Source organism: Chitinivibrionales bacterium (genome assembly GCA_014728215.1).
GTDB lineage: Bacteria > Fibrobacterota > Chitinivibrionia > Chitinivibrionales > WJKA01 > WJKA01.
Genome location: WJLZ01000185.1, coordinates 72275 through 96410, shown reverse-complemented (window position 1 = coordinate 96410; position 24136 = coordinate 72275). Strand labels below are relative to the sequence as shown.

Genomic DNA, 24136 nt, shown 5'->3' with positions numbered 1-24136 from the left:
ACTTGGATTAATGCGCAATAATACGGCCTTTATGTCTGGCGTAAACCTGAGCAACTTCACCGCCAAGAAGAAATATTTGAGCCGAAATGTTAATCCAGACAAGAAGCACGACCAGAGAGCCTGCGGCTCCATAGGCCGAACCGACACTGCTATGTCCAAGATACAGACTGATCAGAAATTTAGCGGCATTATAGAGTAAGGATGCGGTGATTGCTCCTACCCACACGTCCTTCCATTTGATATGGGCATCGGGAACATATTTATACAGCATGGCGAACAACACAGTCAAAACAGCGTAGGAGAGCACAAAGTCAAGTGTTTTCCAGAGAATAATAAGCTGACCGAAAGCCGGTTCCAGTTGTTCGGCCAGTGCCGAAAGAAGGGAGCTGCTGATCAGTGAGACAAGCACTAATATCCCTCCTCCCACCGCTATGATAAATGCAGTTACCCGCGCTTTAATGTAGCCGATAAAGAATTTTTCATTTGGTTGTTCAGCCTTCCAGATCTCATTTAATGAATGACGCATTTGAAAGAAGAGAGTCGAAGCGCCGATGAAAAGCGCGGCAAAACCGACCAGCATCGCCGGAATACTTTTACCGGCAAGGCTGATCTCAAAGGCAATGTTTTTCAATGCCCGCGTTCCGCGTTCCCCGGCAAGCGACTGTAGGTGAGAAATTATGGCATCTTCAGCGTTGGACTGGCCGAAGATAATACCCGCTATGGCAATGGTGATAATCAGAAGAGGGGCCAATGAGAATAGTGAATAAAAAGCCAGTGCCGCCGAAAGAAGCCATCCTTTATCGTTACCCCATTCTTTAATAACTTCTCCGATAAAGTCTTTTAAGGCTTTCAGTTTGAATAGAAGTTCACCCATTGTTGTATACTTGCTTTGGATTATCGGTTATTCATTTTTCGGGTTTTTTATTTTCCCTTGATTGCATTCACCACCTCGGAATCGCTTTCTTCGACGCTGATTTCTCCAATAACTCGGCTTCCCTTGTCTTCCACATCCTTTTTAATATCGATCGCCGACTGGCGCATAAGTCCTTTAATGAGAACAATGGGAATGGAGGCGGTTTTTTTGTTGTGCTGCAATTTGTCGACTATGTTGAAATCTTCTGTTCCCATAGCCATGAGTTCATCAAGAAAAATGAAATCGGGCCTCGATTTTATGACACGTTTGAATCCTTCCTGCGGAGTATGAGCGACAGCTACGGTGTAATTTTCTGCTCTTAAACGATGAACGTATCTTTCGCATAAAATCGTATCTTCGTGAATAATCAATACATTTTTTTTCATAATCTGTCCGATTGCAATTAAAGTTTCCTGTAGGTATAAACAGGGCCGATAAAAATGTGTTCCGACGACCAGAGTACTGAAAGTGATTAATAAATTGTACCTTTACTTCAATGCGAAAAACATGCCAGAACTCCTGTTAGTGCGGGGATATTTGTTTCATGCTCACGCATTATGCCTAAGAACTATCAGAAAAACGAATAAAAAATTTCGCATAATTGATAAAACTGTTGTCGTTTTTGAGAATAAAACTCCTGAATACTGGATATAATACCCTAGAGTCTCTGAAATAGGGGTAATGGCATTGTAGTTGCTTTTTTAGTAGGACTACGGTTTCATCTACGTCATTTCAGGGTATGTTTATTCCTTTAGAAAGAAAGTATTCTGTATGTTAACTAAATTTTTTCCATGGAAGTTTTTTCTTAAACGTCTTTCAAAAGCTCACGGTTTTATCGATCCCCTGGCTTTACTGGCAAGTTTTAATCGCTTTTCTCAACCTGCAGAGATGGTTGCACCAACAGAATTGATGCGTGCCGGAGCGGTTTTACACGCAAGGGGGTTGCTCAACAGTCAGGCAATACAACATAATCTCGACTGGGTATGGCCTTACTGGGTTTCGGAGCAGTTCAGTCCCACAAGTAGTTCATTTATTCCTCGTGCCTTTGCCATTACGCATATAAATCTTACGCACCGAAACTGGACTGCGGTAGGTATCCCCGGCATGAAACATTTACCGATTGTTGATCCCCGGGGTCTGGTAACTCCCCTGTTCGACAGCTGGTCGATCGATTGCTGGGTATTGGATAATGACGGGGATAATTTGATCCCATCACGCATGAAGAAAGTTAACCAGAAAATTCACCATACCTATCCATTGCAGGTTATCACCGAAAGCTCCCTGGGAAGCAATCGACTTCGTGTTACCACCGAAGCATGTATGGTTGACGGCATGCCGGTTTGCGTTATCCGTGCAGCTGCTCAAACCGGATCACCGGGTGTTCGGCTCATGATCTCGGTACGGCCCTATAATCCTGAAGGAATAAGTTTGCTGGAATCGATACAACCGTTAAGCACGGCAAGTGGATGGCTGCTCAACGGCAAACACCAGCTCCATTTCGATGTTCGTCCCGAGATGATGTGGTATTCCGATTATCGTCAGGGTGATGTATATCAGAAAATATGCACGGGCGTTAATGGAAAAGAGCAGCAAGCAGGGTGTAAGATTGGCATGGCCACTGCCGCCGCTCAATTCGATCTGACCTCCGATAAGGAGCGGGAGGTAGTTGTTACGGTTCCGCTGCAACAGCGCAAATCAAAAACTCCGATAGTACTTTCCCTTGATAAGGGTCAAGAAGAAAAACCATGGCGTGAGCGTCTTGAGGGTGCATGCAAAATCGAGATACCTGATAAGCATTATCAGTTTCTTTACGAAAATTCGCTTCGGACGATGTTATTACATTCCTGGGATGATATCGTTGCCGGGCCGTATACATACAAAAGATTCTGGTTTCGCGATGCGGTTTTAATTGCCCATGCCATGTATCTGTGCGGTCTTGAGAGCACGGCTGATTCTGCGCTTGCGCGCTTTCCAAAACGTCAGAATGCCCTTGGCTATTTTGTTTCACAGGAAGGTGAATGGGATGCCAACGGTCAGGTGTTATGGATTTTTGATATGGCGGGCCGTCTTGCAGGAAAAGCACCCAATGAAAATTTAAGAAAGAGCATAATATACGGCGCCGACTGGATATGCCGTAAGATTGTGAAGGGCAAAAAAGAATCGCTCCATGGAGGATTACTGCCGGCCGGTTTCAGCGCCGAGCATTTCGGGCCCAACGATTACTACTACTGGGATGATTTCTGGGCAATAGCCGGTTTACGCGGCGCGGCACGGATGATGGAGGCGCTGGGAGATTCGGAACGGGCCCGGAATTATGAAAATCAGGCCAACAGTGTCTATAAAGCGGTAATTCAAAGCCTTGCAAGAGTATCGCAGGCATCGGGAAATAACATCATGCCTGTCTCTCCGTATCGTCGTCCGGACAGTGCTTCGGTAGGGTCACTTGCCGCGGCCTATCCGCTGCAGGTATTCGCACCTGATGACAGACGAATACTCGATACCGCAGAATATTTGTATGACTTTTGTACTGTTAATAATGCACTGTTTCATGATATCAGCCATTCGGGTATTAATGCCTACCTGACGCTTCATATCGCTCAGGCATTTTTACGGACCGGAGACAGTCGCTACGCCCAATGTATGGAAACAATCGCCAGGCTGGCATCCGATACCGGGCAGTGGCCGGAAGCCATTCATCCGCAACTCGAAACCGGCTGTATGGGTGACGGCCAGCATGTGTGGGCTGCTGCCGAATGGGCAATCATGGTCCGGAATCTGTTTGTCAGAGAAGAATACGGAGAACGAAAACTCGTACTCTGTTCAGGAGTACTTCGCGACTGGGTTAAACCAGGAGCGCACTGTTCCTTCGGCCCCACGGCAACATCCTTTGGACCAGTTACCGTTCATCTCCACCGTAGTAAAGATGGTGTAGAGATCCAATGGAAAGGTGAATGGCGGGGAGTAATTCCTCAGGTAGAAGTTGCTCCAATATGGGGAACGGTTATTTCCAAGACAGCCGGATCTGCACAGGTTGACATCAAAGAGGAAGGAGTGTAAATCTTATCTCCGAACGTGGTCAAAACGATTAATATAAAGGAATAATACATGAAAATAGTAATGATGACCAATACCTATGCACCCTTTGTAGGAGGTGTGGAAAAATCGATAAAAGGATTCAGCGAAGAGTATCGCAAACACGGGCATGAAGTCCTTATCGTAGCTCCCGTTTTTGAAAATATGCCCGATCATGAAGAAAATGTAGTTCGATTACCCGCCATACAGAATTTTAACGGCACCGATTTTTCGGTTCAATTACCGATACCCGGAATTCTTGGAAAGAAACTCAATGATTTTGGGCCCGATATAATTCATTCGCACCATCCCTATCTGGTCGGGGATACCGCTTTACGGGCCGCTGCAGAGTATGCCATTCCTATTGTATTTACCTTTCACACCTACTATGAGCGTTACACTCATTATGTTCCCGGTGATTCGCCGGCCTTGCAACGCTTTGCGGCATCCCTTGCCATTGGATATGCGAATTTATGCTCTCACATAATAGCACCGTCAAGCAGCGTGCGTAAAGATCTGGCGGGAAGAGGGGTTGTTACCCCCATATCGGTAATTCCTACCGGTATCAATCTCAATCTTTTCAGTAATGGAAACGGTAATCGTTTCCGTGCGAAAGAAGGGATTGGCGCCGATAAGAAGGTGATTGGATTTGTAAGCCGGCTGGCGCCGGAAAAAAACATACATTTTCTGGGTGAAGCCGTTGCACAATATCTTGAGATGGACAGGGATGCCCATTACATTGTTGCCGGCAGCGGACCATCACGGGATGAACTTCTGGAAATATTTAGCCGGCACAAGGTGGGCGATCGGGTTCATGCGCCTGGAACACTCAAAGGCCAGCAACTTGTCGATTGCTATCATGCAATGGATATGTTTGCCTTTGCATCGCAAACCGAAACCCAGGGACTGGTACTTGCCGAGGCCATGGCCTGCGGCGTTCCGGTTGTTGCACTTGATGGTCCGGGAATTCGTGATGTAGTTGAGAATGACAGAAATGGCCTGGTTGTACATAAAAAGGAGATTGCCGTTTTTGTTGAATCGCTACAGAATTTTTTCAGGCATGACTCAGAAAAGATACATTCCATGCGGCAGGAAGCACTGGACACCGCCCGGCGTTTTACGTTGCCTGCTTGTGCCCGAAAGGCAATGCAATTGTACGAACGGCTTCTGGCGGAAAAACGATATGGAAAACGTATTGAAGGGTCCGTCTGGGACAAAAGCCGACGTCTGATTAAAGCAGAATGGGAACTGATGTCGAATATGGCCAAATCGATGCAGTCAGCGGTAAAAGGCAGCAAATCTGAATAGGCCGTTTGTGAATAAAAAGATCGATTTGGCATGATGATTGCAGCAGTATAGTTACCAATTTATAGGGTTTTCATAAATTGCAAATTGCAAAGATAATGCAATTATTATAATCCTTGCAGAAAGGAGCTACTCAATGAAAGCAGTGGTTGATCAGGATACATGTATTGGATGCGAATTATGCGCGAATACATGCCCCGAAGTGTTTGAGATGAATGATGACGGCAAAGCACAAACGGTGAAGGACGACATCCCTGAAGATCTTCAGGAGAGCGCTCAGGAAGCTGCGGATGGTTGTCCTGTTGATTGCATTTCCATTACATAAGACTCGAAAGGATGATGGTATGGCTGCAGGTACAAAATTAAAACAAAAAAATATCAGGCAACGTCGCTTAAGCAAGTCTCCCCGCTCAATGGAAAGAAATGTTGCAGAGGTGCTTGGTGAAATGGAAGCCTCTAATGGAACGCAGATGCATGTAATCCCCAAAGTCGTTTTCGAACCGAATGTGGCGACTTTGGGTCATGACGGGCATTATAATGAAGAGTTCGATTTTGATAACGAATCGGCCAATATCATTTATTCCTATGGCGGAGGTGATTAATATCTGTTCTATTACTGGGAGACAGAAGTCGAATGCGTGACAAGGAACAGGAGAGAACTGCCGAAGAGCAACCTTGGTTTCCTCCACGTGGCAAGCTGCTTTTGGCAGGATGTCGTTCCGGGGAGGTTTTTACCGAAGGTGTTTACAATGCTTATCGCCGGCTGTACGACAATGAGTTTTCTGAAGGAGAAATTGCCTACCTAAAGAATATCGATTCTTCCTTTTCCGATTCGGAGACCTATGTCCGATTGCAGCGACATGTAGGCGGGTGTGATGTGTTTCTTTTTCAGTCTTTGAAAAATCCCACGGATGGTTCCGATATTAATGACAATTACTGTGCCCTGCTCATTGCTGCCCGTGCTTTTCGGGAACATGGAGCAAGGCATGTCACAGCAGTGCTTCCTTATCTTGCCTATTCCCGGCAGGATAAACCAACCAGATTTAAACGCGAGCCCACAACCGCCGCGCTCATGGCGAATCTTGCCCAGAGGGCGGGAATCGATCGGGTGGTCACCTGGCATCCTCACAGTAGACAAATACATGGTTTCTATGGTAACACACCGGTCAATGAGCTCGAACCATTAACATATTTTGTCAATCAGTTCAAGGATATGAAAGGACGGGATGATGTAACGGTTGTGGCGCCGGATGCCGGTGCGGCCAAAATGGCAATCGCCATAAGTGAACGTCTGCATGTTGCTCATGCCATAGCATCAAAAAGCCGCCCGGGGCCCGAAAAAGTCGAGCATGCCGAGATTATCGGTGATTTCAGCAACAAAACAACAGCAATTATATGCGATGACATAATCAGCAGCGGACAGACAATTGAAAAAGTCGTTCAGAAACTAACCGGCGAATTAGGAATTACAAAAATCTACATATGCATTTCTCACTGTCTCTACGCTCCAAAGGCATATGAAGCTCTTGAGCGTATGCACGAACAGAACGGGATGCAGTGCTGTATTGTTACCGACAGTATTCCACCAACAGAAAAATTTTCTTCACTGCACGGCTTTCATATTCATTCTCTTACCCATACTTTCGCCCGGGTAATTCATAACATCCACCGCGAAATTTCGGTAAGTAAGGCCTTTTTTCTTTAAACTGGTCACTTCGGTACATGTTTCATTATCGAATGATTATGTCGGCTATCACCGGCGCGTGATCTGAAACTTTTCGTATAAATGAATCGCGGGGAACGGTAATACTTTTGACTTCCACTCCTTTACTCACAAAGAGATAATCAAGACACGTAAGTCCCATCCAGGTACGATTCTTTCCCGAATAGGATGCCGTGTGGGCATCCCGAAAAACCTGTGTGATCATCCGGTATGTTTTGGATCGGGGTACCATGTTGAAATCCCCACATACCACACAGGCATCGAGTTCCCCGATTTTCTGATCGAAAAGCAAATACTCACACTGCTGGTGGCGTTCGGCAGGATAAAAGCTCATGTGGGTTGCGACAACCGACAATTCTTTTCCTCCATGGTTGAGCTTTATATAAAGGGCGCTCCTCGGTTCGGTTTTATGCCATCCGGGAAGAGATATTGTGCGGACTTTTTTGGTTGGGCGTTTGCTGAGGACAGCATTGCCGTAAACGCCATCCTCAAACACATTTGCGGGATGAAAATGAAATTTCATATCCAGAAGTCGTGCTATGGTATCGGCCTGATCGACATTACCCGTATAGTTACGATTACATTCGAGTTCCTGCAGAGTGACGATATCCGGGTTATACCGGGCAATGACACGTGCGACCCGTTCGGGTGATACGGTGCCGTCAATACCGATACAGCTGTGGATGTTGTAAGTCATTATACGCAAGTGTGAATCAGTTGCCGAGACTGCGTCTTTTTTACGAATAAGCGGTGCACGGCCAAGATGCTGCAATGCCGCTTTTCGTATGTCAAGGGGTCGGAGATAGGAGCGCCCGGTAATTTCATTAAAGGGTACAGAGGCTGGTGTACAGCAAAAACCATGGGTCTCTTCGGTACCCAGTCCTGCATGTGCACCGTTTTCGTGAGGAAAGCTGATTGCCTGGGAATGGGGTTGCCAGCCGCACATAATCAGATCTCCGGCATTTGGATGGTGAACGAGTTGTATCAGATCATATTTAATCTCATCTTTGAAAGGATGATCCTGGCCGATAACACGATCGATATCCTTTGGCAATTGCCATTCACCGGTGCTGTTCAGAGCCGTGATTCTGTTGCTGTTTTTCCCTTGCAGAACAAGCGGGATGGCTGCATGGTCGATTAATGCGTGTGCAAAGTTTTTGATTGCAGTCTGATCGATTTCCTTTTCAAAATAGATATGCATTAAAGGTCCCAGTCCGGCCATCTCCAATGCATTGCTGTTGTGCCCCGAAATTGCCGTTACATTCTGCTGTTCGGTTCCGGGATACAAAAGAACAGTCCTTTTTCGCATGATACTCTGAAAAGGGTTATGGGAAAAGTCGGCACCGAAACCGGCTATTGCCGCTGCATCCCGGACAGATTCCAATATATTTCGATTGTGGAGTTTTCCATAGGGTATGGTATCCTCCTGACCATGATCCGAATAGATCCAGACATCATATTCTCTTTTTGACGATGCGTGTGCTTTATGCCAGATTGCACCTATCGATGCATCGATGCCCTGTAATGTCCAGTGGGCAAAAGATGATGATGGGCCTCGTCGGTGAGATTGCTCATCGTAGCCGGGGAAATTGGCATGAATAATCGGAATGCCCCGGGAAATGTCGCTCATTACATGAGCCTTTACAAATTCACGAAGAATGCCACAAATGGCGATTCGAGGGGGAATGAATGAAAGTTCCTTTACAAAACTGTGGCGGGTCAGCACTCCACGAAGAAAATCCATCACTGCCAGAGCGGTCTCAATTACGGTTAGAACGGCAGCCCGGGCGAAAGCGGCGACATACAAAACCATGCTGTAAGGTGAGCGGAACATTCCCGGGATTGAATTTATGAATTCTTTTGGCCCCTGATGAAATGAACTCAGACAAAAATGACTCACCCGTGCACTTCCGGTATAAACATCAGCATAAGAACTCCCGTCACTGAGCAACGGTTCGCCTTTCCGGGCAATATTTTCTTCGACCGCGGTCGCTGTTTTACGGGTGAACATTGACGTTATATGCTTCTTTTCCCTGTCTTTGAATCCAAAGGAGGGGACCGATGTTTTCACGCCATAAAAAAGCTCGCCCTGGACTGAGGGGGTACTTGAAGGAAGACCGGAATAATGAGAATAGAGGTGATAGTCCTCGCGGTTAAGCAGTCTGCTGATAAAGGGCATCCGTTTGTTTTGCAGAGCCCGTTCAAACTGGCTTTTCGAAAGACCGTCAACCTGGATGAGTATCAATCCCGGCGGGTTTCTACGTCCGGCCGGAGAACGGCGTTTGAGAAGACGCCGGAGCCACTTGAAATGGAATAAGAGAGTGTTTATTTTTCCGTGCATTATTTTTTCGTTTTTAATTATCGCATACTTCAAAGCTTTATGAAAATACGGATATATATAGGTTATATTCCTGTTTTTGCAATCCTTAATAAACATCAATAATTGTACCAATCTCAAGAGAACTGCGCCGTTTGTTGTTAATGACCCGGTTAGTATGGTAATGCATACAAAAATCAGTGAAAATGATTTTGCAGATGCGAAATAAGTTTGTCAAAACCGGGAATTTTGCCGGATTATTATTGTTTTTCTGTAATACAATGAATTTGCCTGAGCGCATCGATTTTATGGCATAGTCTTTGCGGTCTTAAATCGGTATAGTTTTTTCACCTTTTGCAGCGGGATACACAGAAATTTTGCTTGAGTTTGCCACACTAAACCGGAGAAACATTATGGATCACGAGGCAATGCTGTATGAAAAACAAGACGGCTCGCTAACCCAATGTTTTCTGTGTGCCCACAATTGCCTGATCAAACCGGGGAAGTATGGTTTCTGCGAGATGCGTCAGAATATTTCCGGTGATTTGATTACCTATGCCTATGGTGAGGTAATTGCACGGGATATCGACCCGATAGAAAAGAAAACGATGTATCATTTTCTTCCTGCAACAAAAACAGCATCGATTGCTGCGCAGGGAAACAATTTCAAGTGTACCTATTGTCAAAGCCTTGAGTCTTCTTTGCATGGGGAGCACAATGGTGAAATTGCCGGCACTCCGTTAACTCCTGAGGCCGTTGTACGGCATGCGAAAAGAAATGGTTGTAAAAGCATTACCTACACATATACCGAACCCACAATATTTTTTGAATATGCTTTTGATATTGCTCGAATGGCATCACGGCGGAATCTGAAGAACATTTTTGTGACCAACGGGTACATGACCACTCCGGCGCTTGATACAATTGCTCCGTTTCTCGATGCTTGTAATGTGGATTTGAAATCTTTCAGGGATGATTTTTATCGCAAGGTGTGTAGTGCCAAGCTGCAGCCTGTGCTCGATTCTATTGCGCATATGAGAAAACTCGGGTTATGGCTGGAGATATCGACGGTTATAATTCCGGAACAGAATGATAGTGAAGAAGAAATCAAGGACATTGCGAGATTCATTGCCGGCATATCGGAGGATATTCCGTGGCATGTCAACCGGTTTTATCCCGATTATAATGCGATGGATGTTCAGCCGACTTCACTGCATGCACTCGAACGTGCACAGCAGATCGGGAGAGAAGCCGGGCTCAAGTATGTCTATATCGGTAATGCACTGGTAGCATCAAATACCTTATGTCCCAACTGTAACACACTGCTTATTAAGCGGGAAGGCGATACCGTTGTGGAAAACAACATCCATAATTCATCGTGTCCTTCGTGTAACCATGAAATAGCCGGAGTCTGGGGACAGGAAATAGCAGTTCACCAGCCGGTGGGATCGAATGCAACCGAATAGTAAAGGGGAACCCGAACTGTGAATGTAAAGTCAATGAAACTGGCTTCTTTAAAAAAATTTATTGGGCAGCTTCAAGATTTTTATATAATGACTTTTTATTCGATTGCCGGAATATTCAAACGCCCTTCCTATATTTTCGAAACATTATTGCATATGGATAATGCAGGAACAGGATCGATTTTCATTGTCGTGATCATTTCTGCATTTATCGGCATGGCGCTTTCATTACAGATTATCACCGAATTATCGGTTATGGGGCTGAAAATGTATACCGGTCAGGTTGTCGGTACGGCAATAATCAGTGAAATCGGCCCGGTTATTATCGCTATTGTGTATGCAGGAAGAGTTGGGGCGGGAATTGCCTCGGAGCTGGGTTCGATGCGGTTAAATCAGCAGGTTGATGCGTTACGGGTATATGGCGTTGATCCGCTGAAGAAACTGGTGGTTCCCCGGGTAATAAGCGGCGTAATTATTCTTCCTGCCTTGACTTTTATCGGTGATATAACCTCCCTGATCGGCGGCGCCTATGTTGCAGTATTTATGAGCGATCAGAGCCCGGTTGTGTACTGGAATCAGATTATCGTAACACTTCACCCACGATGGATACTGCCGGGTGCAATTAAGCCGGCGGTTTTTGGATTATGTATTTCGCTTATCTCCTGCTATACCGGCATTACAACAACAGGAGGAGCAACCGGATTACAACGGGCGACTACTCGTGCTTTTGTTAATTCGGTAATCGTAATTATTCTTCTCGATTTTGTCATCACCAAACTGATTCTTTATTTGTTGGGAAGTATTTGATGATAGTTTTTGACAAAGTAGTTTTCGCTCGCGGTAATCGTACAATACTGGATGGGGTGAGTTTTTCAATTGCCTTTGATGAACGGGTGGCTGTTCTTGGAGGCAGTGGGGAAGGAAAAACCACGATACTCAGCCTGATAATTGGGCTTCAAAGGCCGGACAGCGGCATTATTCGTATTGGTAACGATATATTAAACGATAAAAGCGAGGAAGAATTGCAGAAGATACGGCGGAGCTTTGCAGTTGTTTTTCAGCAGGGCGCCTTATTCGATTCAATGACGGTTGGGGATAATATCGCGTTCCCTTTGCGGGAGGCAGGGATGAACGATCCTGTCAAACTGGAAGAAAAAGTGAGAAAGCTGCTTGGGACGGTGGGTGTTGAACATGCGATCGAGTACATGCCCGAAGAGTTGAGCGGAGGAATGCGGCGCCGCGTGTCGATAGCCAGAGCACTGGCTACCGAGCGATCAAAAATGTTTCTCTATGATGAACCGACTGCAGATCTCGATCCGGTGAATGCTGAAATTATCAGGAATATCATCAATGATCTTTCTTCCCATGGGAGAGGTTTTATTATTGTAACGCACAGTGTGTCTGATGCTCTGTTGACTGCACAACGGTTTCTTTTTTTAGAAAAGGGATCGATTGTTGTTGACGGCAATGAAAGCAGTCTGAAAAATGTACAGAAGGAGTCGGTAAAAAAGTTTGTCGAACAGGCGCTTAAATACTAAACCGGGAAAGACTACTATGGCACAAACAGAACGAAATCTCTTTGATCGTCGAAAAATTATTGCATGGTCGGCCCTTAAAGTAGGGATAATCATCAGTCTCGGCATTTTGATCTTTTTTTCGGCAGTGTTTTTTTCCGGTGTTGCAAGCAGGTTGTTTACGCCACGGGATGAAATTTCGGCACTGTTCGAGAATGCCAGCGGCCTTCGTCCGGGATCTCCGGTGTGGCTCCTGGGCGTTGAAATCGGCACCGTCGAAAATATCAAATTCAGTAACGGACAGACACTGATTACATTTTCTGTCAACCGTAATGCGTTCAACTATATTCACGCAAATGCAGAGGCCTATATCCGGACTATCGGTATTCTGGGCGACAAATATGTGGAAATCAACCCGGGGAGCAGGGAAGCCCCTCTTGTGGATCCAGGGCAGAGAATCGAGGGGAAAGAGGCTGTTGAGTTTGAAGATATTCTTCAGACAAGTACCCAGTCGATTGCAGAAGTGCAGAGCTTTTTATCCCGTCTCGACAGTATCGTGGCATATATTGAAAAGGGAGAAGGAAGCATTGCAAAACTGATTAGAAATCCTGAATTCTATCAGGAACTCTATAGTACCGTAAACAGCCTCTCCAGCATTCTGGGGAATGTTCAGGAATCCGAAGGAACATTCAAAAAGCTTGTTGAAAGTCCGGCTCTCTATAATCAGTTCCTTGCAACGACATCTTCACTGCGTAAATTCAGCCGCTCCCTAAATGATACCTCGAGTACAATTAACAGGCTGACTCAGGATCCCCAGTTGTATGCCAATGCAACCGAAGCTTTCGAACGGGTATCAATGCTTATCGGACGCATGGAAAACGGAGACGGTCTTTTTGGCCTGGGACAGACTGATACCCTGGTTCAGGATCTGAGATCTACCTTAAGAAGTATCAATGTTTTAGTAACCGATGTTCAGGAAAATCCGAAAAAATACTTTGATTTCTCGGTTTTTTAAGCTAATGTATCTTTCAACCAACTAGCAACAGGAGGAAAACGCATGGAAATCCCAGCAACTACAGGGACGACACTCCAGCCCGATACCCGTTTTGTAATTGCCGACGGCATCAAAATGCCGATCATCGGCTTCGGTACTTTTCAACTGGAGCCCGGTGAAGAAACCGAGCGTTCGGTTTTGCTGGCACTCGAACACGGCTATCGATTGATCGATACCGCCGCAATTTACAATAATGAAAAAGAGGTCGGTTCAGCAATTCGCAAAAGCGGAATCCCCCGTGAAGAGATTTTTGTGACCACCAAATTATGGAATGATGCTCATGGCCGGAATAAGGCGAAGGAAGCGTTTCAGCGGAGTCTTGACGCGCTGCAGACGTCTTATATCGATCTCTATCTGATTCACTGGCCCGAAAGCGGTGCGCTGGTTGAAACCTGGCAGTCCCTTATCGAGTTGGCAAACGGCGGCGAATGCCGTTCTATCGGTGTCAGCAATTTCGAGCAGGATCATATCAACCAGATTGTCGAGGCAACATCGGTGGTTCCATCCGTAAATCAGATTAAATTCAACGTTTATGAATATCCCAGGGAATTGACCGATTACTGTTTTGAAAATAATATTGCCGTTGAGGCCTACTCACCTATAGCCCAGGGGAAATACGGCAAAGACAGCCGTCTGGAATCTATCGCCGGCAAATATGGACGGTCGATTATCCAGGTAATGCTGCGATGGGCCTTACAAAAAGGAACAATCGTAATCCCCCGCTCTTCAAAGGAAGAACATATAAGCGAAAATATCGACTTGTTCGGTTTTGAATTGTCGGATGAAGATATAATGAAACTGGATACAATTGGGGAATCCTAAGTTGCATTCATCCCCTCTCTGGACCAGGGAGGGGAATTATTCAATTCGAAATCCGAAATTTGAAATACCAAATACTGCTGATTTTACTCAAGTTCAGTGCTGATTTTATCATATAACGACAGCACATCATCCCGTCTGCAGAGTTCGGTTCCGGGAGTCATAACAGCTGCAGCTCCCGCAGCAAGACCCATGCGGACTGAATCGGAGATGCTTTTCCCCTGTGAGAGAGCAACGGTGATTCCACCAACCATGCTGTCACCCGCCCCAACCGCGCTGCGAATCGGCACGGTCGGTGTATGCATACGCTTGACAGTCTTATCGGTTGCCAAAAAAGCGCCTCCGGCGCCGAGTGACAATACAATAACTTCGGCCGTACCCTTATCGATGAGTTCCTTCAGTGTGTCGATAATTTCCTGCTCGTGATCAAGTTCTTTTCCTGATAAGGCTCTCATTTCACGCATGTTGGGCTTTAGCAGGTACACACCCTTTCTGGCACCTTTTTTCAAAGCGGTTCCAGAGGTGTCGAGAATAAAACGGATGTTCCTCTTTTTTGCGCATAGCGCGATGTGTTCATAGAATACATCGGGAACATTGGGGGGTAAACTGCCGCTTGCAACGATATAATCCGGTGCCGGTTCGAAACCTTCGATATAATCGAGGCATTGCCGCCATTCCTGTTTGGTGAGTGACGGACCTGGTGCATTGAAACGGAACTGGTTTTCGTTGGATTTATCGTAGACTGCAAAACTCATCCGTGTCGATTTTTCTGTCGAAATATTCGAGTATTCGATTCCGCTGTTTTTGACAAGGTCTTGCAACATAGCGCCTTCATTTCCACCCGAAGGAAAAACCGCATGGACCGAACCGCCCAGTGAGATCACTACCCGGGCAACATTAATTCCCCCTCCCCCAGACTCATACCGGGGCGTTGAACAGCGGATCTTATGTTGCGCAACGACACTGTCGGCACTCATACTGATATCAATACTCGGATTCATTGTTAATGTAACAATTCTTACTTTTTGCTTTGTCATTTTGAGATAATCCTCGTTTTTATTGTTTCAATGCCTCGACTCCGGCAACGATATCGAGCAATTCTGCGGTAATCGAACTTTGCCGTTCACGATTATAGACCATATTTAATTCACCGAGTCGCTCGGAGATATATTTTTCCGCTGCCTGCATGGCAGCCAGACGGGCGGCATTTTCGGCTGCCAGTGTATTGATCAGAGCACGAATGACACCGGTGAAAATCATATTACGCAAGAGCCCCCCGTAAATGTCTTCCCACGGACCGCTTAACTGTGGCACGGCTGAGGAACCCCAGGGACGGTTTTGCAATTCCCGGACGAGTGATCTGTCGACAGGAAAAAGGGTTGCATGGTCAGACGTATGAGATCCTCCGGATACGGGACGGTTAAAATAGATTTCAACGCGGGAGATAATACTCTGTTCGCGCCATGCATCGATTGTCCCGAGAACATTATAAACACTGTCTGAAATATTCAATAAGGAACCGGGATACTCACCCGATTTTCTGATCGAAAAGCCGCTGGTACCAAGCAGACCGGTCATACGCTCCCCAAAGACAAAGCATTCGAGTCGCTGTTTTGTAAGTGCGGTTTCTTCCATTCTCTTTTCGATATAATGCAGTAGTTGTTCATCGAAAGGTCCCGCCATCGACTGTTCTGCTCCACAGATAATAAATGCCGATTTTTCTTCCCGGAGTGTCCGTGCGCCCGGAAGCAGGTGGCGGTAGTATTTGAAAACTCCCTGCAGGGCTCGCAGGATTGTATCGTAATATCGATCCACCGCTTCGGCTGCTTTTTCGTAATGATGAATATTTACTGCAGCAAGTGCTTTCATGGTACCGACAACACTTCCCATCTGTTCGGTGCCGGCAATCTGTCGTTTTAAATTGTTAAGCTGAGCCATATATTAAAATTCCGATATTCATGATTCCCCTTCGTTTTCATCGTTTTCTTCTTCTTTGGTATCTTCTATGAAATCCCCGGTCGCTTTGCGCGCTTCTTCAAGAATACGCTTTTTATCATCATCACTGAGTTTTTCTCCGCTTGTGATTTTTCCGGAAAGGTCATCGAATTTTTCCCGGGCAATCTCCCTTATACGCTTTTTGGCATCACCGACTTTGTCCAGAGGTACCGGATCGAACACACCTTCGGAGGTTGAGAGGAGCACCGCTATCTGTTCGACAACAGGGACCGGATCATACTGTGACTGCTTGAAAATTTCTCTTACGCGTCTACCCCGTTCAAGCGCCTTTTTGGTCTCTTCATCGAGCCTGGTGCCGAACCGGGAAAATGCTTCCAGTTCTTCGAACTGTGAATATTGGAGTCGCAGGTCTGAGGCGACGGCCCGATAGGCGGGAAGCTGAGTTTTGCCACCCACCCGGGAAACAGACTTTCCAACATCAACGGCGGGTAATACTCCCTGCTGAAACATTGATGGATTAACATATATCTGTCCATCAGTAATCGAGATAAGATTTGTCGGTATATAGGCCGAGACATTCTGGGCTTGCGTTTCGACAATCGGTAAGGCGGTGAGTGATCCTCCGCCGGCATCCTCACGCAGGTGGGTTGCCCGTTCAAGCAGACGGGAATGGATATAAAAGATATCACCCGGATAGGCTTCCCGTGCAGGGGGGCGGCGGAGAAGGAGCGATATCTCCCGGTATGCCCGCGCATGTTTGGTAAGGTCGTCATAGACAACCAGTGCATCTTTGCCCTGTTCCATGAAATGTTCCCCGATTGCGGTTGCCGCATAGGGCGCCAGAAAACGCAAACCGGGAGCATCTTCTTCGGTAACCGCAACGACTGTGGTATACTCAAAGGCGCCATAATCCTGTAAATCGCGTATAATCCGGGCTATGGCAGACAACCGTTGCCCGATTGCGCAATAAATGCAGATCATGTCTTTGTTTTTCTGGTTGATAATTGTGTCCAGAGCAATTGCAGTTTTACCGGTTTGGCGGTCTCCCAGAATCAGTTCGCGCTGCCCCCGTCCCACAGGAATGAGTGCATCGACAACCTGGATTCCGGTTTGCACGGGAACCGTAACCGGACTCCGGTCCATGATCGGCGGTGCTATTTTTTCGACCGGTCGCCGTTTACTTGTGCGGATTGCTCCTTTCGTATCACGGGGCCTTCCGATGGGATCCATAACCCGGGATATAACACCATTTCCTACGCCGATATCAACTGTCCGCCCGGTGCCGTAGGCATACTCCCCGGCACGGACTGCCGTGCCTTTATCGAGAATAACAACCGATACTCCCTCCGCGTCGAGATTGAAGGCCATACCGGTAATACCGGATTCAAATTCGACCAGTTCCTGATGCTGAATGCCTGGAAGACCCGACAAACGTGCAATACCCGCGCTTATCGATTCAATTTGTCCATACTCCCGGGCTTTCGGCACAAAAGAAAAGTCCGAAAGGCTTCCGGTGATATTCTGCATCGACGATGTTAATCGGTCGATTGTCTTTTCCGGTGCTGCAGTACCCTCAGGTTCTGTCGTGACTGGCGATCGTGGTGTCATTCTCTGTTTCCTCATTGATATTTTCGTTGCCACCGGTCCGGCTTACCGAACCACTCAAGTGTTCCTGAAATTCACGAATATATTCGTCGATACTCCATCCGATTTTTTTGCCGTCACTGCGTATTTCAATACCGAGCTTTATATGTTCATCGGTGGTAAATGAGAGTGATGGTTTGTTTTCGGTGATCGCTCGAATGGCTTCTTCAATTTCGGATTTTTCTTTTTTCGATAATGGATGGGAGGACACAATGTTAATTGGGCCATCGGCTGATTCTAAAAATTCTTTGACCGTTGTATCTTTACTCTGTGTCATACGGTTTACAAAAGCATGCATAACTCCCTTCTGCATGTCTTCACCGCCAAGGGCGGTCACCATCTTTGCGCTGAGTTCAAACAGCATTTCCCGTGCTTGCCCGGTTACCTGGTCCAGCGACTGTTCCCATTCACTCTGAAAGTCCTGTATCCATTGCTTTTTCTGACGTTCGGCTTCTTCACGGGCCTTTTGTGTCATTTCCTCACCTTTTTTGGAGGCATCCTCTTTTGCGGATGTCAATAAATCCGATTGTTTTTTCTCAAATTCCTTCATTTTTGTCTCATATTCCTGTTTAAGCTTTTCTGCCTCTTGGTTTTTTCTTCGAGACTCATCGATTTGCTGGTTGATTTTTTCTTCTCTGGTTTTCATGGCCTTTACGATACGACGAAAGAGGACAAAATAGAGAACTGCTGCAAGAATGAGAAAATTGATTATCTGCGCAACAATCGTAACGATATCAATTTCCATTTTTTATCCTCCTGCCTGCTGGATAACATAGTTCCAGAATGGATTGGCAAACAAAATGATGATAGCGACCACCAGACAGTAGATGGCGGTTGATTCCACCATTGCCATTCCGACGAACAGCGTTCTGACAATCGTGTTTGATTCATCGGGTTGTTGTGCAATGGCCGCCAGGGCGCGGGCCAGTCCGAGACCTTCACCAATAGCAGGTCCGATAGCGCCAAGGCCCATCGCCAGACCGGCGCTCAATATCGAACATGCTGCAACAATAGAAACAGAATCCATAATTTTCAGCTCCTTTCGCAGGGTTATGAAGGCATGGTCTGGATACCCATGCCACATTGATTTTGCTTATTTCTATTTATATATTCATTATTCTGCAAAAAAACGCTCCCGCACCTATAGTGCTCAACTCAACCTTATGTGCCGTGGCTTTCCAGGCCATGGCGGTAATCAGGTGATACCAGAAAAATCTATTCATTTTCCTTGCGTTCACCTTTACCTTTTTGCGTTGTCTTCTTCTGTACCCGTGTTCCCGATGCAATGTATACTGCTGCCAGTACGGCAAATATATAGGCATGAATCTGACCAATCAGAAGGCTGAACAGATTCATGACAGCGGGAAGGAAAAAGGGAACAATCGAAATAAGAATTGCGCCGATAAGCATGCCGCTCATTACGTTTCCGAACAAACGGACAGCAAGAGCGAGAGTCCGTGACAGTTCGGAGATGATATTGAAAGGCAGCATGAAAACGACCGGCTCGATGTAATGTTTCAGATATTGCAGAAGACCGGATTCGGCTATGCCGTATGCCGGAACGGCAACAAAAACACACAAGGCCAGTGCTGCGGTGGTATTCAACGATCCTGTAGGCGGATAATAACCGGGAATAAAAATCAAAAAATTCGACAGCGAAATAAAGAGAAACAATGTTCCTAAAAAGGGCAGATATTTCTCGGGTTTTTGCTGGGTAATATCATGTATCTGATCCCGGATAATTTTAACAATCACCTCAAGCATATGTTGCCATCGTGAAATATTCTTTCCGGTCGATAATCTCGAGGTGATAATCAGCGATCCGAAAATAAGCAGCGCCATGATCACCCAGGTGTAAAAAATTGTCGCACTGACAGGCCAGGAGCCGATCTTGAACATCGTAATGGTATCGGGGGTAATATTGATAGTTTCCATAATTACAGATATTTACTTTCCTTTTTAGCAAAACTGACTGCACCGTATCTTGCCATAATGAAACCGATAAGCGCTGCGATAAGGGAATACCATTTTGCCCATTGCAAAATAAAGAAAAAGGCACCGCACGCCATAAGTAACCGGCTGATGCTTCCTGCTGCGAGAGCGAGGCGCGGATGTTTTGCATGTGATATCGCATTAACATTCAACCACATCATGTAGAAATAAACACCGCCGAGTATTACACCACCTATCATGGGAACGATTGCTAGAAAAAGAAAATGTGGAATCATTGTTCTTTCCTTTCTTCTTCGATATCTTTACGTTGTCTGCTGATCCATAGCCAGGCATTCGCCAGACCGATTGCCAGCCCGATAAAAAAGAAGGTCAGAGTCCAGGATATGGTTCCTTCCGTTTGAGTATCGAGCCATATTCCAATTGCAAGACAGATTATGATAGGAATCATCACCAGCCATCCGACAACTCCGAAATAGCCGAAACCAAACCAGAGGGAATTTTTTCCTCTTTTGCGCGCCCGGAGCCGGCTTTTTTCACTTCGAGCGATCTTCTCTCTGAATCGTTCGCGCATCGACTTGTCTTCGGGCGCTTTCAAAGGATCGGTATCCGAAGCGCCGGTTTTTCTGTGCCGGGGCATTTTCGCATTTTCCCTGTTCATTTTGCTTTCTCAAATTCATAAATGCTTTGTGCCATGTCACGTTCCAAACGGGCAATGGACGTTCTGTTTTTCTGTTCCTTTTCGCTGATCGTGCGATAATGTTCATCGACAGTCGTCTGGAGAGAACCCAGTTCTCCTCCCTTGACCGCATTACGCAGTGATACCCAGACATTATCTTTCTGTTTCACCAGAACACCTTCATCAGCAGCAATAAAGACATGAGAATTGTTTTCCTGTTCCAGGTCGATTATTCCCGGAACAACCAGTGTAATAAAATCGATATGATTGGGAAGGAGTGTATATCTGCCGTTATTTGTTTCAACCGTTACTTTTTTGATCTGTTTATCGTAGATGACTCCTGTCGGTATCATAATTGTCAATTTCACTTTTCAACCTCCTTTATTGTTCCTTTCATATACAGGCTCCGTTCGGAGATTTCATAGAATTCATCGTTGAGAATCCGTTCACATCCCTCCAGGGTATCTTCGAGATCGACCTGTTTACCCGGGGTTCCGGTAAATTGTTCTGTGGTAAAGAAAGGTTGCGTAAGAAATCGTTCGAGTCGCCGGGCGCGGTTGACCACTTTTTTGTCATCCTGTGAGAGTTCTTCCATACCGAGCATGGCGATGATATCTTTAAGATCTTCGTATTGTGCGAGTGTTTTGCGTACCTGCTGAGCAATGGTATAATGTTTTTTTCCTACAATGTGAGGTGCCAGCATTTTTGACTGGGATTGCAGGGGGTCGATTGCAGGATAGAGGCCTTCACTGGCCCGTTTTCTCGAGAGCACGACCGTGCCCGAGAGGTGGCTGAAGGTATGGACTGCTGCGGGGTCGGTGAAATCATCGGCCGGAACATAGACCGCCTGGACCGAGGTTATTGCCGCAGCCTGGGTGCTGCAGATCCTCTCTTCAAGTTCGGCCAGTTCGGATGCCATGGTTGGTTGATATCCCACCCGGGAGGGCAGTCGTCCAAGTAACCCCGAAACTTCAGAACCGGCCTGAACAAAACGGAATATGTTGTCTGCCAGAAAGAGAACATCTTGATGCCGGTCGTCACGGAAATATTCCGCCATTGTCAGAGCACTGTGAGGAACACGGAACCGGGCGCCCGGCTGTTCGTTCATCTGTCCGAAAACCAAAACTGTTTTGTCGAGCACGCCGACATCCTGGATCTCCTGATACAATTCCTGGCCTTCACGGGAGCGTTCGCCGATCCCGCAGAAAATTCCCACCCCTTTGTGGGCGCCTGCCATATTATGGATCATTTCCATGATAAGAACGGTCTTTCCAACGCCTGCACCGCCGAAAAGACCGGCCTTGCCGCCCCGTTCGAGGGGAGCGAGAAGGTCGATTATTTTTATGCCGGTCTGCAAAACCTCGGTTCGGGTTTCCTGACGGGAAAGAGGAGGTGGAGAACGATAGATTCCCCGCCGCTCGATATCATGCAGCGGTTCTTTCTTATCGATCACTTCACCGAATACATTGAACATCCTGCCCAGCGTTGCTTCACCAACCGGGACCTCGATAGAACGCCGTGAGCTTTCGACACGATCCCCCCGCGCAAGACCTTCAGTGGAGTTAAGGGCAATGGCCTGGACCGTTGCAGAACCGGTCAAAGCACTCACCTCTAAATTGACATCCTTGCATTTCATCAGATCGTTAACTTTAGGAACCTCGTCTTCAAATACAACTTCGACAACACTCCCTTTGACCGAGTGGATTTTTCCAATTAAGGTAATAGTTGTGTTTTCGGTTCGTTTCATTGTTTTCGCATTCTATGACATAACCCTGAGCGGGAAAAGGTAGCGCACGATAATCGCAAATATCAGGAAAGCAATAAAAACCCAGATCATCCCATTAACAATAATGCGTTCTTCCCGGCGGATTTCCGCCTCCTGGGTCGCTTCCCGCTTCGTACGTGGCCGGAACCATGGACGGGAAAAGGCGCCGATAAGCAAGGCAACCATCAGCGCAAAAAAGAGAAATGGAAATATCTGGACTCCCCATATATAGGGCCCGAATGGTGTCAGCCAGAGCCCGCCAGCCCAGGTGAGAAGAAAAATGATGATAAAAAGAAATAACATCTCTCTTCCCGGGCCAAGACGAAAAGCAAAGCTGAAAAGTGCAGTAAAGAAGGCTGCAAAGAAAAGGGCTGTCAACATTTCGAGTAGAATCATTCGCCAGCTCCTCTATATCCCGATATCACATAAATATTTAGTTCGATAATTATTCATTTACCCCATGCCGTTCAGGTACATTCTCCCAGTATTTGGGTCTTCCGTAATAGTCGTACAATCTTTTTTCATACACCCGGTTTATCGGCTCATCAGGTTTGTATTCCGGACTGTCTTTGATCTGTTCCCGAGTAAGGTCAATACATATTTTCTTATTCTTCCAGTCAATATTGTCGATCCATTCGGTGGAAATGAGTACCTTTTTTGCCGGGCGCCAGTTTGCCGTATCAACCACAACGTAGCGTGCACGCCAGAGTTCATCATCTACAATACAATCATCACAATGACCGATCTCGCCGTCTTCGGCTTGAATATGATATCCATGGAGTTCGTTATAACTCCGCAGATGAGACTCTTCTTCGGAGACCTCGGTTTTGTCTTTCTTTTCCAGGTTTTCTTCAACCGGCCATCCATAGTAAAATCTCAGATCGTGTTCGTGTTGACGGGAGATCGGGAGGGCGTGGGAAATATCGGGACTCTGCTTGATTTTATCTTTTGTTAAATTCACCGTAACGGCGATTACTTCTACGCCGGTTATGTCCTGCGGAGCGATTAAAACTTTCCGTCCTGAAATCAACGTGCCGGTATCTACCACCAGGTAATCATATTTCCAGGTCTGATCGTTAAAATAGCAATCAATAGCCCGGCCTATACCGCCGTCTTTGGCATTAACCAACAGGGACAGAATGTGGTTGGTACTGAGTAACATAGAACCTCCCTCGGGTAAACTCGAAACAATATGGTAATGAATTTTAAACTCGAAATTCGACATTTGAAAAATCATTGTGGTAGAAGAAATAGCAAATACCACGCCAATTGAGGTTTGCTCAGGGCATGATGGGCTTATGGAGTATGAATTCTCATTTTTGACAAAAGGCTTCTCATTTTCTGGAAAATTTTAATTCAATCTTGAGAGAAGGGGATGCGGTAACGGCAGTTCCGGGCTGGTATGGTGTTTGCGTTATTTTCCGTGATACTACGGGAGTTATAACAACGTATAAAGGAAATGTGATTATGCCGGTAATGACATTCAGCGCCGATGATGTATTAGGGAGGGCCATTGAAGTTGAGAACAAGGCCTGTGCATTTTATCGCAGTGCAGCCGAAAATGTTGAAAATGAAGAAATGCAGGGGCTGTTTGGGTATTTGAGTGATATGGAAAAAGAGCATAGCCGGATATTCAGAGAATTGCGGGAAGGGCTTTCGGAAGATGAGAAGAAAGTACAGCCCCTGGATCCGGGTAATGAGATGTTTTATTATCTTGAAGGCATGCAGGACCTTCACGCATGGGAAAGCAAAATCGCCGAACGTTTTGGCATAAAAACACCAGAAAATGCCAAAGATATTCTGCAGATCGCCCTGAATGCGGAGAAGGAGACTGTCTATTTTTACACATTTCTTAAAGATTATGTGCCCGAAGGACAGGGGCGAACAAAAGTTGAAACGATTATCCGTGAAGAAATGCGGCACGCAGGTATTCTTCAAAAGAATCTGAAAGCGATGAAGTAA

The 24136-nt window shown here is 46.2% G+C and carries 26 protein-coding genes; 11 read left to right on the top strand and 15 right to left on the bottom strand.

Translation table 11 applies throughout. The features are described from left to right. Window positions 1-7 precede the first annotated feature (7 nt). A complete protein-coding gene (locus tag GF401_16565; GenBank protein ID MBD3346670.1) occupies window positions 8-874 on the bottom strand; it encodes a YihY family inner membrane protein in 867 nt (288 codons plus the stop codon). A gap of 47 nt (window positions 875-921) precedes the next feature. After that, entirely contained in the window at window positions 922-1299 is a 378-nt protein-coding gene (locus GF401_16560) for a response regulator (GenBank protein ID MBD3346669.1), read from the bottom strand. 385 nt (window positions 1300-1684) lie between these two features. On the opposite strand from GF401_16560, the gene GF401_16555 reads away from it, so the two are divergent. From GF401_16555 to prs, 5 genes are all read left to right on the top strand, one after another. Further along, entirely contained in the window at window positions 1685-3970 is a 2286-nt protein-coding gene (locus GF401_16555; GenBank protein ID MBD3346668.1) for a hypothetical protein, read from the top strand. A 48-nt stretch (window positions 3971-4018) separates the two neighbouring features. After that, complete coding sequence (locus GF401_16550) at window positions 4019-5293, top strand: glycosyltransferase (protein ID MBD3346667.1); 1275 nt, start codon at window positions 4019-4021, stop codon at window positions 5291-5293. A gap of 133 nt (window positions 5294-5426) precedes the next feature. Continuing rightward, window positions 5427-5615: a 4Fe-4S dicluster domain-containing protein gene (locus GF401_16545; GenBank protein MBD3346666.1), complete on the top strand. Its 189-nt coding sequence runs from the start codon at window positions 5427-5429 to the stop codon at window positions 5613-5615. 19 nt (window positions 5616-5634) lie between these two features. Continuing rightward, window positions 5635-5892 (top strand): hypothetical protein, encoded by a 258-nt coding sequence (locus tag GF401_16540; protein ID MBD3346665.1) that lies wholly within the window; start codon window positions 5635-5637, stop codon window positions 5890-5892. A gap of 32 nt (window positions 5893-5924) precedes the next feature. Next, a complete protein-coding gene (prs, locus tag GF401_16535; GenBank protein MBD3346664.1) occupies window positions 5925-6995 on the top strand; it encodes a ribose-phosphate diphosphokinase in 1071 nt (356 codons plus the stop codon). A 25-nt stretch (window positions 6996-7020) separates the two neighbouring features. On the opposite strand, the gene GF401_16530 is transcribed toward prs, so the two are convergent. Beyond that, on the bottom strand, window positions 7021-9471 hold the full coding sequence (locus GF401_16530) for a hypothetical protein (GenBank protein ID MBD3346663.1): 2451 nt from the start codon (window positions 9469-9471) through the stop codon (window positions 7021-7023). Window positions 9472-9743: 272 nt separating this feature from the next. Between GF401_16530 and amrS the strand changes: the two genes are divergently transcribed. From amrS to GF401_16505, 5 genes are read left to right on the top strand one after another with little or no spacing between them, the layout of a single operon-like run. After that, window positions 9744-10796, top strand: coding sequence for an AmmeMemoRadiSam system radical SAM enzyme (gene amrS / locus GF401_16525; protein MBD3346662.1), 1053 nt, complete (start codon window positions 9744-9746; stop codon window positions 10794-10796). Window positions 10797-10829: 33 nt separating this feature from the next. Continuing rightward, window positions 10830-11600, top strand: coding sequence for a hypothetical protein (locus GF401_16520; protein ID MBD3346661.1), 771 nt, complete (start codon window positions 10830-10832; stop codon window positions 11598-11600). After that, the gene (locus GF401_16515) at window positions 11600-12331 is read left to right on the top strand and encodes an ATP-binding cassette domain-containing protein (GenBank protein ID MBD3346660.1); all 732 of its coding nucleotides are present in this window, start codon (window positions 11600-11602) and stop codon (window positions 12329-12331) included. Before GF401_16520 ends, GF401_16515 begins: the two co-directional genes overlap by 1 nt. A 16-nt stretch (window positions 12332-12347) precedes the next feature. Then, window positions 12348-13322, top strand: coding sequence for an MCE family protein (locus GF401_16510; GenBank protein MBD3346659.1), 975 nt, complete (start codon window positions 12348-12350; stop codon window positions 13320-13322). 42 nt (window positions 13323-13364) lie between these two features. Next, window positions 13365-14183, top strand: coding sequence for an aldo/keto reductase (locus GF401_16505; GenBank protein MBD3346658.1), 819 nt, complete (start codon window positions 13365-13367; stop codon window positions 14181-14183). An 83-nt stretch (window positions 14184-14266) separates the two neighbouring features. On the opposite strand, the gene GF401_16500 is transcribed toward GF401_16505, so the two are convergent. From GF401_16500 to GF401_16445, 12 genes are all read right to left on the bottom strand, one after another. Beyond that, window positions 14267-15217 (bottom strand): hexose kinase, encoded by a 951-nt coding sequence (locus GF401_16500; protein MBD3346657.1) that lies wholly within the window; start codon window positions 15215-15217, stop codon window positions 14267-14269. 19 nt (window positions 15218-15236) lie between these two features. Continuing rightward, window positions 15237-16118, bottom strand: coding sequence for a hypothetical protein (locus tag GF401_16495; protein MBD3346656.1), 882 nt, complete (start codon window positions 16116-16118; stop codon window positions 15237-15239). Window positions 16119-16136: 18 nt separating this feature from the next. Beyond that, complete coding sequence (locus GF401_16490; protein ID MBD3346655.1) at window positions 16137-17663, bottom strand: alternate F1F0 ATPase, F1 subunit alpha; 1527 nt, start codon at window positions 17661-17663, stop codon at window positions 16137-16139. Window positions 17664-17709: 46 nt separating this feature from the next. Then, window positions 17710-18525 (bottom strand): hypothetical protein, encoded by an 816-nt coding sequence (locus GF401_16485; GenBank protein ID MBD3346654.1) that lies wholly within the window; start codon window positions 18523-18525, stop codon window positions 17710-17712. Between the two features lie 3 nt (window positions 18526-18528). Then, on the bottom strand, window positions 18529-18807 hold the full coding sequence (locus GF401_16480; GenBank protein ID MBD3346653.1) for a F0F1 ATP synthase subunit C: 279 nt from the start codon (window positions 18805-18807) through the stop codon (window positions 18529-18531). 188 nt (window positions 18808-18995) lie between these two features. Further along, window positions 18996-19715, bottom strand: coding sequence for a F0F1 ATP synthase subunit A (locus tag GF401_16475; GenBank protein MBD3346652.1), 720 nt, complete (start codon window positions 19713-19715; stop codon window positions 18996-18998). A 2-nt stretch (window positions 19716-19717) separates the two neighbouring features. Further along, complete coding sequence (locus tag GF401_16470; protein ID MBD3346651.1) at window positions 19718-20008, bottom strand: hypothetical protein; 291 nt, start codon at window positions 20006-20008, stop codon at window positions 19718-19720. After that, window positions 20005-20391 (bottom strand): ATPase F0F1, encoded by a 387-nt coding sequence (locus GF401_16465; GenBank protein ID MBD3346650.1) that lies wholly within the window; start codon window positions 20389-20391, stop codon window positions 20005-20007. Before GF401_16465 ends, GF401_16470 begins: the two co-directional genes overlap by 4 nt. Then, a complete protein-coding gene (locus tag GF401_16460) occupies window positions 20388-20777 on the bottom strand; it encodes a F0F1 ATP synthase subunit epsilon (protein ID MBD3346649.1) in 390 nt (129 codons plus the stop codon). The genes GF401_16465 and GF401_16460 overlap by 4 nt, the downstream gene beginning before the upstream one ends. After that, entirely contained in the window at window positions 20774-22156 is a 1383-nt protein-coding gene (locus tag GF401_16455) for a F0F1 ATP synthase subunit beta (protein ID MBD3346648.1), read from the bottom strand. Before GF401_16455 ends, GF401_16460 begins: the two co-directional genes overlap by 4 nt. A gap of 12 nt (window positions 22157-22168) precedes the next feature. After that, on the bottom strand, window positions 22169-22570 hold the full coding sequence (locus GF401_16450; GenBank protein MBD3346647.1) for a hypothetical protein: 402 nt from the start codon (window positions 22568-22570) through the stop codon (window positions 22169-22171). A gap of 49 nt (window positions 22571-22619) precedes the next feature. Next, window positions 22620-23336, bottom strand: coding sequence for a PRC-barrel domain containing protein (locus tag GF401_16445; GenBank protein ID MBD3346646.1), 717 nt, complete (start codon window positions 23334-23336; stop codon window positions 22620-22622). A gap of 305 nt (window positions 23337-23641) precedes the next feature. Here GF401_16445 and GF401_16440 point away from each other — a divergent pair, with 305 nt between their 5' ends. After that, window positions 23642-24136, top strand: a complete 495-nt coding sequence (locus GF401_16440; protein MBD3346645.1) for a hypothetical protein — start codon at window positions 23642-23644, stop codon at window positions 24134-24136.